Annotated in this window: 13 protein-coding genes and 1 pseudogene; 4 read left to right on the top strand and 10 right to left on the bottom strand. The window is 41.2% G+C overall.

The features are described 5' to 3' along the window. Positions 1 to 10: 10 nt before the first annotated feature. The 6 genes from ACYQ2C_RS16045 to ACYQ2C_RS16020 form a co-directional block, all read right to left on the bottom strand. Positions 11 to 1249, bottom strand: a complete 1239-nt coding sequence (locus ACYQ2C_RS16045) for an aspartate kinase (protein WP_460104108.1) — start codon at positions 1247 to 1249, stop codon at positions 11 to 13. Positions 1250 to 1436: 187 nt separating this feature from the next. Then, positions 1437 to 4070, bottom strand: coding sequence for an alanine--tRNA ligase (alaS, locus tag ACYQ2C_RS16040; protein WP_460104107.1), 2634 nt, complete (start codon positions 4068 to 4070; stop codon positions 1437 to 1439). A gap of 702 nt (positions 4071 to 4772) precedes the next feature. After that, positions 4773 to 5126, bottom strand: a complete 354-nt coding sequence (locus ACYQ2C_RS16035) for a histidine triad nucleotide-binding protein (protein WP_460052488.1) — start codon at positions 5124 to 5126, stop codon at positions 4773 to 4775. Positions 5127 to 5229: 103 nt separating this feature from the next. After that, positions 5230 to 5451 (bottom strand): Trm112 family protein, encoded by a 222-nt coding sequence (locus tag ACYQ2C_RS16030; protein WP_460104106.1) that lies wholly within the window; start codon positions 5449 to 5451, stop codon positions 5230 to 5232. 36 nt (positions 5452 to 5487) lie between these two features. Next, complete coding sequence (locus tag ACYQ2C_RS16025; RefSeq protein ID WP_460104105.1) at positions 5488 to 6318, bottom strand: M23 family metallopeptidase; 831 nt, start codon at positions 6316 to 6318, stop codon at positions 5488 to 5490. A 271-nt stretch (positions 6319 to 6589) separates the two neighbouring features. After that, a complete protein-coding gene (locus ACYQ2C_RS16020; protein ID WP_460052492.1) occupies positions 6590 to 6982 on the bottom strand; it encodes an MAPEG family protein in 393 nt (130 codons plus the stop codon). Positions 6983 to 7455: 473 nt separating this feature from the next. Here ACYQ2C_RS16020 and ACYQ2C_RS16015 point away from each other — a divergent pair, with 473 nt between their 5' ends. Further along, positions 7456 to 7647 (top strand): hypothetical protein, encoded by a 192-nt coding sequence (locus ACYQ2C_RS16015; RefSeq protein ID WP_460052494.1) that lies wholly within the window; start codon positions 7456 to 7458, stop codon positions 7645 to 7647. Positions 7648 to 8136: 489 nt separating this feature from the next. Here ACYQ2C_RS16015 and ACYQ2C_RS16010 read toward each other — a convergent pair whose 3' ends face one another. Continuing rightward, on the bottom strand, positions 8137 to 8676 hold the full coding sequence (locus tag ACYQ2C_RS16010) for a carboxymuconolactone decarboxylase family protein (RefSeq protein WP_460052495.1): 540 nt from the start codon (positions 8674 to 8676) through the stop codon (positions 8137 to 8139). Between the two features lie 1102 nt (positions 8677 to 9778). Here ACYQ2C_RS16010 and ACYQ2C_RS16005 point away from each other — a divergent pair. Both ACYQ2C_RS16005 and ACYQ2C_RS16000 read left to right on the top strand, forming a co-directional pair. Further along, positions 9779 to 10870: an NADH:flavin oxidoreductase gene (locus ACYQ2C_RS16005; RefSeq protein ID WP_460104104.1), complete on the top strand. Its 1092-nt coding sequence runs from the start codon at positions 9779 to 9781 to the stop codon at positions 10868 to 10870. Between the two features lie 579 nt (positions 10871 to 11449). Continuing rightward, entirely contained in the window at positions 11450 to 12724 is a 1275-nt protein-coding gene (locus ACYQ2C_RS16000) for an NAD(P)/FAD-dependent oxidoreductase (RefSeq protein ID WP_460052498.1), read from the top strand. A gap of 61 nt (positions 12725 to 12785) precedes the next feature. On the opposite strand, the pseudogene ACYQ2C_RS15995 reads toward ACYQ2C_RS16000, so the two are convergent. The 3 genes and pseudogenes from ACYQ2C_RS15995 to ACYQ2C_RS15985 all read right to left on the bottom strand — a co-directional run. Then, positions 12786 to 13472: pseudogene (locus tag ACYQ2C_RS15995) on the bottom strand (alpha/beta hydrolase family protein); the annotation flags it as partial. Positions 13473 to 13487: 15 nt separating this feature from the next. After that, complete coding sequence (locus ACYQ2C_RS15990) at positions 13488 to 14762, bottom strand: hypothetical protein (protein ID WP_460104103.1); 1275 nt, start codon at positions 14760 to 14762, stop codon at positions 13488 to 13490. Next, positions 14759 to 15355, bottom strand: a complete 597-nt coding sequence (locus ACYQ2C_RS15985) for a hypothetical protein (RefSeq protein WP_460104101.1) — start codon at positions 15353 to 15355, stop codon at positions 14759 to 14761. The genes ACYQ2C_RS15990 and ACYQ2C_RS15985 overlap by 4 nt, the downstream gene beginning before the upstream one ends. Before the next feature lie 608 nt (positions 15356 to 15963). Here ACYQ2C_RS15985 and ACYQ2C_RS15980 point away from each other — a divergent pair. Continuing rightward, a complete protein-coding gene (locus ACYQ2C_RS15980; protein ID WP_460104100.1) occupies positions 15964 to 17745 on the top strand; it encodes a hypothetical protein in 1782 nt (593 codons plus the stop codon). Positions 17746 to 17842 lie beyond the last annotated feature (97 nt).

Raw genomic sequence — 17842 nt, 5'->3', positions numbered from 1 at the left:
TATTTATGAGTTATTCTTCAGAAATTTTGTCATCATCCAAACCAAACGCCGTGTGTAACGCACGAACAGCTAGCTCTAAATAACGTTCTTCTATAATTACAGCGATTTTAATTTCAGACGTTGTAATCATTTGAATATTGATGTTTTCTTTTGCAAGAGCGTTGAACATGGTTGAAGCAACACCAGCATGAGAACGCATACCTACACCAACAATCGATACTTTGGCAACTTTTGGGTCGGTTTTTATGGACTTAGCGCCCAATTCGATAGCAACACCTTCCAAAATTGAACGTGCTTTTTCAACATCGTTGTTGTGCACAGTAAACGTTAAGTCAGTAGTGCCGTCTGCAGAAACGTTTTGAACAATAACATCAACTTCAATATTAGCAGCGCCAATAGGAGCAAGAAGTTTAGCGGCAGCTCCAGGGGTATCCGGAACACCGACAACAGTTACTTTGGCTTCATCACGGTTAAATGCGATTCCAGAAACAACAACCTGCTCCATAGAGCCACTTTCCTCTTCTAATGTAATTAAAGTACCAGGACCATCTTTAAAACTGGATAAAACCCGCAACGGGACCTGATATTTTCCTGCAAACTCAACCGACCGGATTTGAAGTACTTTTGACCCTTGGCCGGCCATTTCTAACATTTCTTCGAATGTAATTTTATCGAGACGACGAGCTTCAGGCACAACACGTGGATCGGTTGTATAAACACCATCAACATCGGTATAAATCTGACACTCGTCGGCTTTTAATGCAGCTGCAAGAGCTACACCGGTGGTATCTGAGCCACCACGTCCCAAGGTTGTGATATTGCCATTTTCATCAACACCTTGGAAACCTGCAACGACTACAACCGTATCTTCGCTTAAGTCAGCTCGGATTTTATCGACATCGATATGCTTAATACGAGCTTTCATGTGCGCGCTGTCGGTAAGAATTTGCACTTGCTGGCCGGTGTATGAACGAGCTTTGATGCCGCGTTTATGCAACGCGATACACAACAGTGCGATTGTGACCTGCTCACCGGTAGAAACCAAAACGTCCATCTCACGAGGTGTTGGCGCGCTACTAATTTCTTGGGCAAGACCAATCAAACGATTTGTTTCACCACTCATGGCAGAAACGGCAACCACAAGGTCGTGACCTTGGGCTTTAAAGCCAGCGATTTTATCAGCGACGGCTTCGATGCGTTCAACACTGCCAACCGAAGTACCACCGTATTTTTGAACAAACAAGCTCATGTATAGATCTCGATTACACTTTAACCATTTATAGAGGAAGACATTCCTCTGGTCGAAAAATCCGGCGCATTAAACAATAATATTACGCAAATGTTAACCTGCGGACGACAATCAGGTAGTCAAATGACCCGATTGTTATATCTTCTAATAGCTAAACGTTATTAGAACTAGACAAATATTTCTCGAATTAGTTGTCGAGCTGACTCGACAGCCATTCGTAAGCACCAGTAATGGCCGCTGGAATTGCGGACACATCTGTACCACCACCACGAGCCATATCCGGCCTACCACCACCCTTGCCCCCCACAAAAGGAGCAACGGTTTTGATTAAATCGCCGGCTTTTACTCGCGATGTTACAGATTTAGAGCAACCAGCAATCAAAGTAACCTTGTTGTCTTCTTCAGCCAACAAGAGTACAACCGAATCACCCAACTTATCTTTGATCTTATCAACCATTTCACCAAGAGCTTTTCCGTCAACGCCATCAACTTTAGCGACCAATGCCTTAACATTGCCTAAAGTTTTTGCCTCAGAAATCAATTGGTCAACGCCAGAAGCCGCAAGCTTGCTTTGCAACGCAGATAACGCTTTTTCTAAATCTTTGATTTCAGTTTTAGCAGCAACAATACGATCTACCAAGTTTTCAGGCTTGGCTTTCAATAATTCACACGCTTCTTTTAACTGTTGCTCTTGGGTATCGACCCATGCCAATGCATTAAGACCGGTTACCGCTTCGATACGTCTTACGCCTGCGGCAACGCTAGACTCTGATGTAATCTTCAAAAAGCCAATATCACCGGTGCGAGATACGTGAGTACCACCGCAAAGTTCAACTGAAAAGTTGTCATTACCCATGGTTAATACGCGAACAGAATCACCGTATTTTTCACCAAATAGAGCCATCGCCCCCATGGATTTAGCGGTTTCCATGTCGGTAATTTCAGTACCAACCACAGTGTTACCTTGAATTTGTTCGTTGACGATAGCTTCAATAGTTTTTATTTGTTCGAACGTCACCGGCTCAAAATGGGAAAAATCAAAACGAAGCTTAGTTGAATCGTTTAATGATCCTTTTTGAGATACGTGATCACCCAACACTTGGCGCAATGCAGCGTGTAATAAATGGGTTGCGGAATGGTTGCGAGCGGTTTTTGCGCGAACCCTCGAATCTACCTGAGCAGTTAATGACTGCCCCACAGAAATAGCACCCGATAATACCTTGCCGTGGTGTAAGTGATGTGCACCTTGCTTGGTACAATCGATCACTTCAAATTGGCTCTGTGCATCGCTTAAATAGCCACTGTCACCAACCTGACCACCAGACTCGGCATAAAATGGTGTGTGATTTAGCACGACGGAAGCTTCTGTTCCAACAGCAACATTGTCGACGGTTTGGCCATCAACAATAATGGCCATAACAACGCCGGCTTGCTCTAGATTGCTATAACCCAAAAATTCGGTCGCGCCATCGAGCTTAATAACATCGCTATAATCAACTTTGAATTGACCAGCAGCGCGAGACATCTCTCGTTGGTTGGTCATTAATTCTTCGTAACGTGCTTCATCGATGGTGATATTGCGTTCACGAGCAATATCTGCGGTTAAATCTAATGGAAAACCAAAGGTGTCGTATAAGGTGAAAGCGACATCGCCACTGAGTACATCACCCGATAACTCCGCCAATGCGGATTCAAGTACAGACATACCTTTTTCGAGGGTTTTGGCAAACTGTTCTTCTTCAGCCAAAAATACTTTTGCCACCTGATCTTGAGACTTAACCAGTTCAGGATAAGCCTCGCCCATTTCGGCAACTAACGCAGGCACAAGAGTTGAGAAGAATGCTTCGTTTTGACCCAACTTGTGGCCATGGCGAATGGCTCGGCGCATGATGCGACGCAAAACATAGCCACGACCTTCATTGGATGGCAGGACACCGTCAACCACCAAGAAAGCACATGAACGCAGATGGTCTGCGATTACCCTTAGCGACTTATTGTCTAGGTCTGCGGTATTTGTTGCCTTGGCGGCGGCTTGCAATAAATTTTGGAACAAATCGATTTCGTAATTGGAATGCACATGTTGCATAACCGCAGACACACGCTCAAGACCCATACCGGTATCAACACTTGGCGCGGGTAATAAATGCATTTGACCGTCACTGGTACGGTTAAACTGCATAAATACGATGTTCCAAATTTCTATATAACGATCACCGTCTTCTTCGGGAGATCCTGGAGGGCCACCCCAAATAGAATCACCGTGATCGTAGAAAATTTCGGTACAAGGACCACAAGGACCTGTGTCACCCATAGCCCAGAAGTTGTCGGAATTGTATCGACCACCTTTATTGTCACCGATGCGAACAATGCGATCTTTTGGAACACCGATAATGTCCGACCAAATTGAATAGGCTTCGTCGTCTTCGGCATAAACCGTTACCCACAATTTTTCAGTGGGAATATTCAGCCATTGCGAGCTGGTTAAAAACTCCCAAGCAAAGGCGATTGCATCATTCTTAAAATAATCGCCAAAACTGAAGTTGCCCAGCATTTCGAAAAAGGTGTGGTGACGAGCGGTATAACCGACGTTTTCTAAATCGTTGTGTTTACCGCCCGCGCGAACACAGCGTTGCGAACTGGTCGCACGAGAATAATCGCGTTTATCTTCGCCAATAAACACGTCTTTGAACTGCACCATTCCAGCGTTGGTAAATAGTAACGTTGGATCGTTACCCGGAACTAAGCTAGACGATGGGACAATGGTATGCTCTTTTGACTGGAAGAAATTCAGAAAGGCTTGGCGTATCTCTGCACTTTTCATAGATTAACTACACTATTTGATTCTCGATCATCGATTTGATGTCTGCTAAAGACTGGTCAGTCTCAATAAGTTACACATTGAGCGAAGAAAAGGCGGTAAGTATATAGAAACTCATAGAAAAGACGAGCAAAAGAATGGAAAAATGCTCGCCAAACTGCTGCTTTTAGCTCCAATTAGTGTACTTAATCGTAAAACTCGCAGTATCTATTCCATTAATTATTTAACGGCATGCAACAGAGCATTAAGGCAAGTATTTAGGACTGATCACCGGCACGCCAACTCACAACTTCGGCACCATCATAAATATAAATCACGCATTCGACTCAGCAGTGAAATCTTACAAGACCAATTATCCCACCACTTCACGATGTTAATCCGAAGCTCTCGCCTTCAGGAACGAGTTCTGTTTTTGCGTAAATTAGAGATTTTCAATATCTGATAATAAGATAAAAGAATAGGGGCTAAAACGCGAAAAACCCAGCGAACGTATTCTCGATTTAATCGACGTTTACGATATTAAATCGAAGGAATTATCGAATTGATCCGGTCGGCCTTCAATCTTCCAAAGAGTTTTTTATTACGACTGGCGCTCGTTTGAAAAACCGAACCAACTAACCAAGAATTTCGTCGTTGAGTGAATACAATTATTGAGTGAATACAAAAGAAAAACCACGCAGAATAGAGCTGCGCAGTTATTTTTGATCAGAAACCCAGACCATCGGTCTCGGTATATTTTTTGTTCCCTAAAATATGCAGGTGCAAATGAAACACGGTTTGTCCACCGCCTTCACCGTTATTGATGATCAAACGAAACGCGTCATCAATTTCGAGCATTCTTGCAATATCACCTGCCTTCAACATTAACTTGCCAAGCAACTCTTTATCTTCGGCTGTGGCATCGGCTAGTTTTGGAATCGGCTTTTTAGGAATCAACAACACGTGAGTTGGCGCTTTAGGCGATATATCGTTGATACAAATGCAATCTTCGTCTTCGTATATTTTATCAGCAGGGATTTCGCCAGAAATAATTTTGCCAAAAACAGTTACTTCGCTCATGTGACTTTTCGTTCCTTAATCTACGCAACCCAATAACTATGGCAGAAACTCTAAACCATTTAATCCGATGATCGCTTACAAAAACCTTTTTAGATAACCAACATCAAATGTGTTTGACTTGAGTTTTTAACTGTTCACGATGAGCTTCTTTTTCGTCTTCTGTCAGCTCGCGAGCTTCAGATTCAAGCATAACCGGAATATCATCCCGCACCGGGTAAGCCAAACCACTCTGCCAACACACAAGTTCGTTGGACTCTTTCTGATATTCTACCGGAGCTTTGCTGACCGGGCATGCAAGAATCGCCAGCAGTTTTTTATCAATCATAATAACGCCTAAGGATATAAAACATTGCGGGCAACTTTACTCTTTTGCCACTTCATTTTCCATAGGGCCCACTAACAACCCAGGATCAACTTTACGTCCAAACCAGTTCATGCGCCAATCAAGATGCGGACCCGTCGCGCGCCCAGAAGAACCTACTTCGGCAATTTCTTGACCTGCTTGGATTTCATCACCTTCAGATACCAAAATTTTACTCAAATGAATAAAAGATGATGATAAACCATGGCCATGATCGACAATTAGCGTACCGCCGGAATAAAACATATCGGAATGCACGAGTCGTACAATGCCGCCAACTGGGGCTTTTACTCGTGTACCGGTAGGTCGGGCAATATCCAGTCCATAATGAGGACGCTTGGGAACCCCATTGTAAACGCGCTGACTGCCATACACACCGGTAATAGGACCGGTTAGTGGCCAGCTGAATTCGTCGTGAAAATACCCAAGATCGGAGTAATGATTTCTCGCAGCCCACACCATGGCGGCCTCTTTGCGTGAACGCGCTACTTGGTCGGGATTTGGAGTCACCGTTTCTTGAGGGACACCTTCAATTTTTTGAATTCGGTATTCACGCTGTGCAACGGAGACCTTATGAATAGCTTCTTTATCTTCTGATACCACGCGAAATTCGATGGTGCCGGGCTCGTCACGGTCTAAACCAACAATAAAATTACCCTGTTGATCGAGCTTTAGTTTGCGTCCATCAAAAAATACTTGCTCACCGGGCAAAGCCTTACCAAATACTAGAGCCCCTTGTTGTAGAGGGGTGATTAACTCAAACGCCAATACCACATGCGTGAACAGACTCGCACAAGCAGCCACACCCAATCCAATAAGCTTATAAACCATGTGTTTTCTCATTGAGCATTCAAATTTATTAGTGGATTTTATCTTATAACCACACTCTAAAAATGGTTATAAAACAACAATATTCGCAGAAAGAAAACAAGGATGCTATTGAAAACCTGCCCCAATTATCAATACATTTTTCTGAGTTCAAAGCGTGTATGTGGTGTACCACTCATTAGATGAATGTATTTTTCGACCGTTTAATCGACCGTGAAACGTACCTGATCTTCATTAATATCAACCGAACACCAGCACAAATGCTGATCTTGAGCTACACATACAACATCTCCATAACCGTGGCATAAATCCCCATCAATACCAAGGCGCCGCTGGCTATCGAACCCAATAACATCCCCAAACCTCTCGATTTAGGGTTTTTAACGTAACCGACCGCATAAAGGGTTCGCGCTACGAAAAAAACCAGTCCCAGCAGTGGCCCAACCCAATAAGGATTAAAAAATAATCCGCAAATCCATAAAGCGGGAATCACAACGATCAAATGTTCTAAGGTATTCATCTGAACTCGATAAATACGTTCGAAACTGGGATGGCCTGCGCAATCAGGAGCACGAATGTCGAATTTAACTCGCGCACGCCCAGTTAATGCAGAAAACACCATGTACTGAATGAGTAGCAATAAAATGATAAGAGCAGTTAAAGCCATGATGTTCCCTGTGATGAGTTGATACGCCGTTATTTCTATACCACTATAAATCGGTAAAGTTCTAAGCGCACGCAGCAAGGATTGACACAGTTATAAAATTAGTAGCGCCCAGCTTTAAGCACTATCTTTGAACATTGGACGAGATCGGTGATTACCCAAATTCGATCACCGCAATGCTTGACTAAGGTCATCGCCTGAAGTTTTTAATTACAAAAGTCCAGCTCATGAAGATTCAACAAATCATCTGGCAGAAAACCTACAAATCATCACAAAAATGAGGGAAAACGACAAAACCCCTACTCAATTTTCGTGAAACATTCAATGACAACCACCTATAAATCTTTGATTTTCATCAACTAAACTAAGGCAATCTTCAGATGATTTGATCTGGCACAAGTTAAGCTGAATGAAAAGTGATTCAGCAATATCACTCGATCTAAAAAATACCTTCCAGACAAATGAGGATAAATACCATGGCAGAGTTTTTTGTTGACAGAGCCGAAAACGCAGAAAACACTCGTTTATTACACAAAAAAAATTGTGTTGATATTTCCAATGACGAAACTCACCGATATCTAGGCTCTTATGCCACTGTATCCGCTGCACACAATAAAGCATCGGGCTACTACAACAAAGTGGAAAATTGCCCAAAATGTGCCAGTTAATCACCGGTCGATAAACGAAATTGTTCGCAGCGACGAAGGGATGCGTCGCTAAAGAATTATGCGTAGGAATTAAACCCCATTTAATACCAGCGTAAATTCAAGAAAAAGTTTCACTGCATTCACTGGAAGATATTAAAAGGATTTTAAAAATAAGAATGGTAGGTGATTTTATCGAATAAAAATAGATAAGTTGCTTCAAGTAATAAATTGTTTAAGCAAACCTGTACAAACAATTTTAACAGCAACGATTGTTATAACAGAGAAGGTCGTTTTTGCTTTTGTAGATCTGGAATAAAATCAAACAAGTCTAAACACTTCTTCTAAACTTCTTCTAAATAAGTATATTTTCTAAATACTACTTTTAAATATTTCTTCTTTTTAAAAACCTCTCCGCTAATCTACTTCAAACTTTTATACCCATAAATAAATCAAGGCTAGAAGAATAAAGTTTAAATTAAAAGCAAGCCGCCCGAAGGCGGCCGACTGCGATTAGGCAAACTTTGCAAATGGCTCATCAATAGGAGTTTTTGCCAAATGGTTGGTGTAGTTACTGATAGTTTTTTGCGCCAAACCTAATAAAATCTCTAGGATTTGCTTGTTTCCGTAGCCAGCGTCATAAAACTTTTGAAATTGCTCATCGGTTAAACAACCGCGAGTATTCATGATCGCCAAAGTTGTTTCACGAAGTGTTTCTAACTTAGCAACAGGAATAGGTGTACGCTCACGCAATGCTGTGATAATTGCTGCGTCAACGCCCATCATGTGTGCAATTGCAGTGTGAGCTGGTACACAGTAATGACATTCGTTTTCAACGTTAATTGTCATCCAAACTACCGTTAACTCTTCAGCAGAAAAGCTAGTTTCTTGAAATTTGACGTGCATCATTTGATAACACTCCAAAGTTTCAGGAGATTCAGCAAGTACTGCCGCCAAATTAGGGATCATTCCAAACATTTTTAACGCATTGTCCAGGAAAGGCTTAGATGCTTCTGGAGCGGTTTCTTGAGTGTATAAAGTAAATTCAGCCATGTTAATCTCCAATAGAACGGCAACATTACATATGCTAAAAAATTAAAAATAATTTTTAGCATCTATAAAAAGAAATAAAAAATAAGAAAAACCAACGGTATTAATATTTGAAATCGATAAAGCAATATTCGGAATCTAACGGAAACCGAAAAACGTTTAAAGTTCCAGAAAATTCTAACAATATATTTTCAACTTCAATAATTCGGCGCAGAAATCGAACAAATCACCCAAAGTCTCACACCATTAAAACTAACCGAATTAAAAATAACTTGTGTAACAATTAAATACTTTTTAATTACGCTTAATTTTTCAAAATTAAAAACTGCTTTTTCAACCAATTTTTGAGTAGACGCACTCGGCAGAACATAGCTATGGAAACTCTGATTAACCTAGAGTTTCCAGCGACACAAGGATGTGTCGCCAATTTCAAGAACCGTAAGTGATTGAAATTGTGAAGAAATTGGAAATCACATTTTCAATTTCTGTGCTCTGATTAAATCATGGATGAGTTAATCAGAGCTTCCTATAAGTTTAAAAGCCATTTCGATTATCAAAAAAATTGAGCAGAACATTCAATGAATTACAGCAATGTAAGTCTATAATGTAACTCTATTTTGAGCCGTACTGATTTCAATCTTATGACGCCTAATCACATATGAGTTCATCCGCGAATTTTTAAGCTAGCGTTAATTCACTGGATAATACCGACAAATCAAGTCTTTATTGTCGATCTTGGAACAATTCTAACGATATTTGCACGTTTTAGGTGAGTTAATATCAAGAACAATCTGTTCATAGAAACAACATTGTCCTTAAAATTGAATTAAATAGTGGTTAGATACGTTGTAAATTCTCTTTTCGGCACAACCTTGCCAAGGCTTTACTTTACAGCTTTGTGATTTACTGCCGAGTTCGTTGAAAAATTGCGATTAGCATAGATTGTTTTTATCTATTTGGTAATTAAAAACCACCAATAAAGCATGTTTAAAACTTTTTTATGATGCACAGATCGGCATTGATAAAAAACCAGCACTGTTTCTTTAAAAGTTTGCTCGAGTGTTTGCCACAAAAAATTCAAACGCTTTATCCAAGGAAATAAATCATGACCTCAACCTTAAATTATGCACAACCACTAACCTTCCCAAATGGTGCTCAACTTAAACACCGAATTGGTTTAGCGGCACTAACCAACCTGCAAAGCCCAGAAAAAGGCAAGATATCAGAAGAAGAAATGCGCTGGATGCGTATGCGAGCCGAGGGTGGCTGCTCGATCATCATTACCGCTGCGACCTACATTACACCGAGCGGTCAGGGCTTTCCCGGACAAATTGGCATATCGAGCGACGAACAATTACCGGGCTTAACCGCCGCCGCTGACATGATGAGAGCTAACAATGCTATGGGTATTGTGCAGCTGATCCACGGTGGTATTCGCTGTCCTGAAGCCATCACCGGCATGCAACCTGTTGGCCCATCTGACGATAGCGAAACAGGCGCACGCGCTTTAACATTGGCAGAAATTGATACCATAAAATCACAGTTTTTAGACGGCGCCAAAAGGGCACAAAAGGCTGGTTTTGATGGCGTAGAAGTTCACGGCGCCCACAACTATTTATTAGCGCAATTTCTAAGCCCAATTCACAATCAACGCACCGATCAATACGGTGGCAGTATCGAAAAGCGTGCGCAGTTGTTATTAGAAATTACTGCTGAAATACGCGACGCCTGCGGTCCAGATTTTGTGGTGGGTGTGCGTCTATCGCCTGAGCATCACGGCGTAATTTTGGACGAAACCGTCGCCGTCTATAAAATGATTATCGAGCAAGGCGTTGCTGACTTTATTGATATTTCCATGTGGGACGTGTTTAAAGAACCTGCCGACGAAAAATTCCAAGGCAAGTCTTTGCTTTCGTATTTCACCGATGTGGATCGCGGCAATATTAAACTGGGTGTGGCTGGTAAGCTCTACAACGCTCAAGACATTGCCAAAAGTATCGAACTTGGTGCCGACTTTGTTCTTCTGGGTCGCGGTGCTATTTTCAATCATGATTTCGCCAGTCAAGCATTAGAAAACCCAGATTTCCAAATGGTTGAACGCCCAGTGTCACGGGAATATCTCGAAAAAGAAGGCTTATCTGCGCCCTTTATCAACTACATCGCCAGCGCGTGGCCGGAATATTTGACCAATCCCTAAGCAGTCTGTAACAGCGGTGAATACTATTTAGGAGCCTCTGATTAACTCATCCCTGATTTAGTCAGAGGACAAAAATTGAAAATACGATATCCAATTTTTATACAATTTCAATCAGTTACAGTTCTTGATATTGGCAACACAAGGATGTGTCGCGAGAAACTCTCGGTTAATCAGAGTTTCTTTTCTTTTAATATTTCTCAGTGCGCCGCCTGTACATCCAATAAATGCTATACATCTAAATGGCCGTGTTTATCTCGGCCATTTATTTTCAAACCCTGCCTAAAACCCGTAATAAAATCCTGCCTAAATAATCAGGTACCTAATTATCTTACTCACATCAAAACAGCCCAATCCCACTTTTCTTACGGCCCTCCAATGATGAGAAAAGCCAGTAAACATCGTAGCCTTGCCCATTAGTGAAGAATAAAAACACTTCTACCTGTTAGCTACCAAACAGCTCAAAAAACCTGTAACAAACTTTCAGGTTATGCGAATTAAGTCTATCTGAATTTATATTAGATATATTAGAATTAGAAATATTGGAAATACATTCGCAAAAATCAATATGAGATCAGAGTTATGGCCGATATCGTTATTCTAGGCGCCGGTTTGGGCGGCCTGCCTATGGCATACGAAATGAAAGACCTAGCGGGCCCCAAAGACCGCATCATCATCATCAGCGATAAAGATTATTACCACTTCATACCATCAAACCCTTGGGTTGCAGTCGATTGGCGCAAGCGCGAAGACATTACCGTTGATATCCGAAAACCACTTAAAAAACGCAAAATCGAATTAATTATTGGCAAAGCCATACAGGTTCATCCCAACGATAATGTCGTTGTCTTAGAAAATAACGAATCCGTTCACTACGATCACCTCATTATTGCCACCGGCCCAAAGCTCGCCTTCGACGAAATTCCAGGTCTTGGCCCAGAAGGTTACACACAATCGATTTGTCATATTGATCATGCAGAAGTTGCGCGCGATAAATGGTTAGAATTTGCCAAAAACCCAGGGCCAATTATTGTTGGTGCGGTTCAAGGTGCCAGCTGCTTTGGCCCGGCTTATGAAGCTGCTTTTATCATGGATAAAGACCTACGAAATCGAAAAATTCGTGATCAGGTACCCATGACGTTTGTTACCTCCGAACCCTACGCTGGACATCTTGGATTAGATGGCGTTGGTGACAGCAAAACCATTATGGAATCCGAGCTGAGACAAAGACACATCGACTGGATTTGCAACGCCAAAGTAGAAAAAGTTGAAGACGGAATTATGCACATCATTGAATGCGATGATTTAGGCATGGAGAAAAAACGTCATCAATTACCCTTTAATTATTCGATGCTTTTACCAGCATTTACCGGTATCGATGCCGTAAAAAATGTTGAAGGCTTGGTTAATCCTCGCGGATTTATTGTGATAGATGATTACCAACGCAATCCAACCCACCAAAATATTTGGGGCATCGGCGTTGCTGTTGCCATTGCCCCCAAAAAACCAACCCCGGTTCCAACGGGCGTACCTAAAACGGGATTTATGATTGAAAGCATGGTCACTGCCACGGCTCACAACATCAGAGCTTGTTTAGATGGAAAGACACCTTCTAAAAAAGCCACATGGAACGCGGTCTGCTTAGCCGACATGGGAGATACTGGAATCGCATTCGTAGCAATGCCACAAATTCCGCCACGTAACGTCAGCTGGATGAAAGGTGGAAAATGGGCGCATCTCGCCAAAATTGGCTTCGAAAAGTACTTCTTACACAAAATTAGAAGTGGTGTGAGCGAACCAATTTATGAAAAATTCCTAATGAAATCTTTAGGCATCGGAAAAATAAAACACGACTAATTACTGTTAAAACCTCTGATTAATTCATCCATGATTTAATCAGAGGTTCCTATAGGTTAAATTATCCAGAAATATTTTCTGATAAAAACCGACTCATTTCTCGCATTACATCAATTAAGTCATCTTTATCAACGAAATGATGGTTTGCCTTTGGATAAATTTTTATTTCATACGGCTTTTGCAAATGCTCCAACATCGCCTTCATGCGATAGGTCTGCTCAACATCTACGGTAACGTCTTCTGCACCGTGCATTAAATAAATAGGTTTAGTTAAGTGCTCAAGGCTGTATAACGGTGAAATCGCTTTTAATGAATCGTAATCCTTTAATGAATCACCCACCTGCTCGCGATACCAGTCAACCGTTCCACGTCTTAAAAAGTGCGCATTTAAATGTAAATTTAAATCGCTTACACCCGATACAGATACAGCACAATTAAATAAATCGGGATAATCAATGACTAATTTAGATGCTGCATAACCGCCGTAGCTAAACCCGATAATACAGGATTTTTCAGCATCAACTTGCGGGTTTTGCATAGCAACGCGGGTAGCTTCGATAATATCTCTTAAAATACCATCGCCCCAATGGCCAATACCTGCTTTTTCAAATTCCTGAGAATAACCACTAGAACCACGGTAATTCACTCTTAAAACGGCATAACCTTCATCAACAAGATATTGTACATGCGAATCAAAATAGCGATCGTCATGAACGCCAAATGGTCCACCGTGAGGATAAACAACGAGAGGGTACCTATTTTTTCACTTGGGCATATTCAAAAAATACGGTATTTCCAAGCCGTCAACCGATACTGTACCCTCTACTAAGGTGTTTTTAGTCTTGCCAACTAAATCGGGAAAGCGACTGCCTAAAAATGTTTGTTTTTTGGTGGCTTTATCATAAATAAAGTAATGTGGCGGCTCTTCGTGAGTAACACGATACCCAACCTCATGACGACCATCCCCTTTTACATTAATAACTAGGTTCAGCTCAGAGGATTCGGTATTACGAGTATTCAGCGAATCATCATCAAAATACTCAAAATCGATAATACCGTTTCGTAACACTTTTACGCCGTAGTATTCGTCTTGATCGGGATCGGTGACAAAATCTAAGATTTGATAGGAATCGGTTTGATAGAATAATTTATGCTCTTGTGTTTCAAAATTTACCAAATACACCGACTTTTCAATATCTTCGTTTAAATCTAAACAAAAAAATTCATTTTTATTTTTGGTTATTGCAATGGGTAAAAACAACTTATCGTCTGTTGCATTTTTTTCGCTCCAAGCATGCACTATCGATAACTCGTTGTTTTCTTTCACGGTACTAATAGCAAGTTTAGAGTCTGTTGTTACCGTTAAAACTGCTGCTGGCTTTGAATTTTTGAAAAACCAACGCATTGCAAGCCCAGGAGTTGAAATAATTTCGTTGGCAGGTACAAACTGACCACCGTCGATACGAGTCAGTTTATTAAGCGTTTCGCCATAGTTATTCAACTTATCAATTTCTACACGATAAATCTTGGAGGTTGCGCCAGATTTAGAGAATAGAAATACTCCCGGCTCTTCAACCAATGGATTCACTAAACGACCCGATGATCGAACACTTTTTACTTCTAAATTTTTAGAGTCTGTTGCAATTAATTTATCTTTATTTTTGGGGATTTTAACAATTAATAATTCGAACTTTGCTTTGGTATCATTTAAACGGTAGGTACCTTCTCGAATCAACGTGTACTGTACAGCCAAATGGTCGTCATCGAGCCAGAATAAATCTGAAATTGAACTGTCTTGGGTGTCAAAGGTTTTGGTATCTAACAGTTTTATCGATTGTTTTAAATCGATGCTTTTAATGGCAACTTCTTGTTCTTCACCCGAAAACGACAGTAATGCTAATAATTTTCCGTTTGGGCTAATTTCTACCGACGCCAAACCTTTCTCAGGAAAAAACGATTCAATCGGCAAAGACTTTGCGTGACTCCATTGAGCAACAAAGAGAACGCTTAAAAATACAACGGCTAACATGTTCTTCATTGCTGTAATTCCTCATAAAAATCGTCTCTGTATCCAAGGCCAATTCTTATAGGATCGGTAACCGACGCTTTGCTTAAAGCCGTGGTTAACTCAGGTAAACTTTGTGAGAATCGATTCATGAGCTCAGCGGCGATTGAGTCTTCAGATCGATCTTGATGAATATTAAGCTTACCTAAATAATTAATGTAATTTTGTTTAATACTCCAACGCCAAATGATTCGACCCGACGTATCGTATCGAAAAGGTAAATTAAATAACGGCGCATTAACCTTCATGATTTGGTATAGCCCTTCTGGCAACTCGATAACATAATAACCATCTTCGACATCTTTTAGATCGAGGGTATAGTTGACTCGTTGACGGCGATTAATCGTAAATTCGTAATTTTCGGGATTCTTATCTAATTTCGATAGTTCTATTGAAGGCGCTGTACCACCTGCCGAAATTTCTAATATGGCAAAGGCTTCTTTGGTCTTTGCGAACTCGTATTTATCCAGCGGTGTAAGTGGTAATGATTTTCCGGCGCCGTAAGTATTCAAGCTGATTAGCATAAATACCATCAGCGATGTTAGTGATGCCCATACTTTAATCATGCAGTTCTCTTCGTACCAATTCTCAAAATGTTTACAGTATTTTTAGCAAATATTTCTGAACAATATCGTCAAATCTTAATTTGTATCTTAGAAAACTCTGATTAACTCTTAAGAGATAACGAGAGTTTCCTTTATGTTAATTGAATTCCTTCCTAAACAAATTCGGCAAAATAAGTATGTGCAAATACTTCTGCTAAGTTCGCACTGTTTTTATAAATTTTGAATTTGTATAAAAATAAAAATCTTCTTTTATGCATTTCTATAAGCCACCGATTAACGCCTGCATGACTTAATCAAAGCATACTTCCATTTATTGGTGAAAACTCAAGGTGATTTTAGGTTCTCTCCAGTTAATACTAAAGTTTACTTATCGAAAATTTAACACCAATAATCTATCCAGCAATAATCAATTCATCAGCAACTTATTCAACAATGACGGTTTTACGTCAATAAATGTGAGACTAAAACACCGATATTATGCTGGCAAGCCCGGTCTTAGCTTCAAACCCATTCATTTATCGATATAATGATTCATCATCATAAAATCCTACACACCAATACTCTGGCTCATCAATCAGGAAGAGCTTTCAAATTTATGGAGTAAAACCTTGGGAATATTGCACCTACACACGTACAAATACCTCAAACGTATCGCTGTTGCTGGAGTACTTCTAACACTTTGGGGATGTGAAGCAAACCGGGTAAATATGAGACCCGCGCTGGACCACTGGACTCCGGTACCCGCAGAAGAAGGCGTGGTTGTCGCGCGAATTATTGATATCACCGACAAAACCTTACCCTTCAATCAGCTCACACTGGTTCCTGAAAACGTTAACGCATCAAAGGAAGAGAAATTCGAGAGACTGCTTGCCGTTACACCACGGCCAGACACTTCCAGTGTATTTGCCTCGTCAGTACCACCGGGTAAATACGCAATCAACAGTGTAAGGACTTACTTTTCCAGCAACCAATGGTGGTATGACAAGGCAGAATGGCCCGAAGCTAATCTGGGCACCTTTGAAGTTAAGCCCGGACAGATTACCGATTTGGGCACCCTCGTGGTTTATCCCAAAGTGAACGGCGAGCGCTACAACACCATTATTTTCCGTCTAAACGACTATCCCGCGGTGGATGCATTAACCACCTATTTACCCTTTTACAAACACAACCCTGAGTTCACCAACACCTGGGATGAAGATGGTCTAGAAAGCGATCGGCTCGATACTTATATCGGCGCTGCGCAAAACCCAATCAGTTTTGCCGATACCTACACCAACGCCCAAGGTACCACCTATTTTCCAAGTCCACTTGGCATCATGATGGTTCGTGATAACCAAGGACAATGGAGCCTAGACGCGGTAGAAACCCATTACACGCTCACGGCCATTGCAGAGAACAGCGTCGGCGATTTATTTGTGGGCAGTGAAGAAGGTCAGGTTTTCTGGCGCAAGCAAAACTCACCTTGGCAGGAAGTATTTCTGGCGCCCGGTTTAAACATCGAAAAATTGTATTTCGATAACGAGAACGAAATTACCGCAGTAGCCAGTGGTTTAGATTCTATTGAGGTTTATCGAGGCTCAGTAACAGACGCTGATTTCAGTTGGAAAAAAATCAACGCGTTTAATACGTCTACAGGTTGGGAAAATAATCCGAACGACCCTGATTATCCAGCCACCTCTATACCAAGAGCAATTTTAAAAGCGCGCTTCTATGAATACGACGGCGAATCGTTTTTAACGCTGACCTCCATTAAAAACGCAGGGGATTTAATTCCGAACAATACCAAGAATGAATACTTTCAATACGATCCTAGCAGTTGGAAGGTCACCAAGTTAGACAAACAACCTCAGCTATCGAGTGTGGTGCAAGCCGGCAACCAAAAACTCGGCATCAAACAACCGGGCTTCTGGAGCTTCAGCCAAAAACCCGATTATTTACGTTACGACGAAGTGACACAAAGCTGGTCTGAAATGGCTAAGGGTGTTTACTGCCCGGCTTGGGGCGAAGAATTTGATGAGAAAACTCACGGCGATATTTGTCATAAAGAAACCGCGCCTGCAACTTCTGCCAAGAAAACCATTAAGAGTTTCGATCTGATCAGTGTGCCTTGGTTTGTCGATTCTAAAACCGGTATTGCGTTAGTTAATTTCCGTAAAAATAACGCTTGGACCGGCGAATCATCAAATACCCTTAAAATGGTAGAAACTAACAACGGCGGCGCTAGCTGGTCATTAACCAGTCGCGAACTACCAAAACCTTACTGTTTTGATATCGTCAACGACGTGCAAGATACGCTGCTGCTCTCGTGTAACGGCGCCACCGGCGATTTTTACGAAAGCGATGATCTCGGTAAAAGCTGGAAGCATGTTCGAGAACACCAAAACCTATAATGTCTATAAAGCTCTGATTGGCTCTTTAATGATTTAATCAAAGTTTTCTATAGATATTCACCCACAAAAAAGCCGCAACTCTTGCGGCTTTTTTGTT

This window comes from Sessilibacter sp. MAH3 (assembly GCF_054658275.1).
This window is presented reverse-complemented; position numbering and strand designations above follow the sequence as displayed.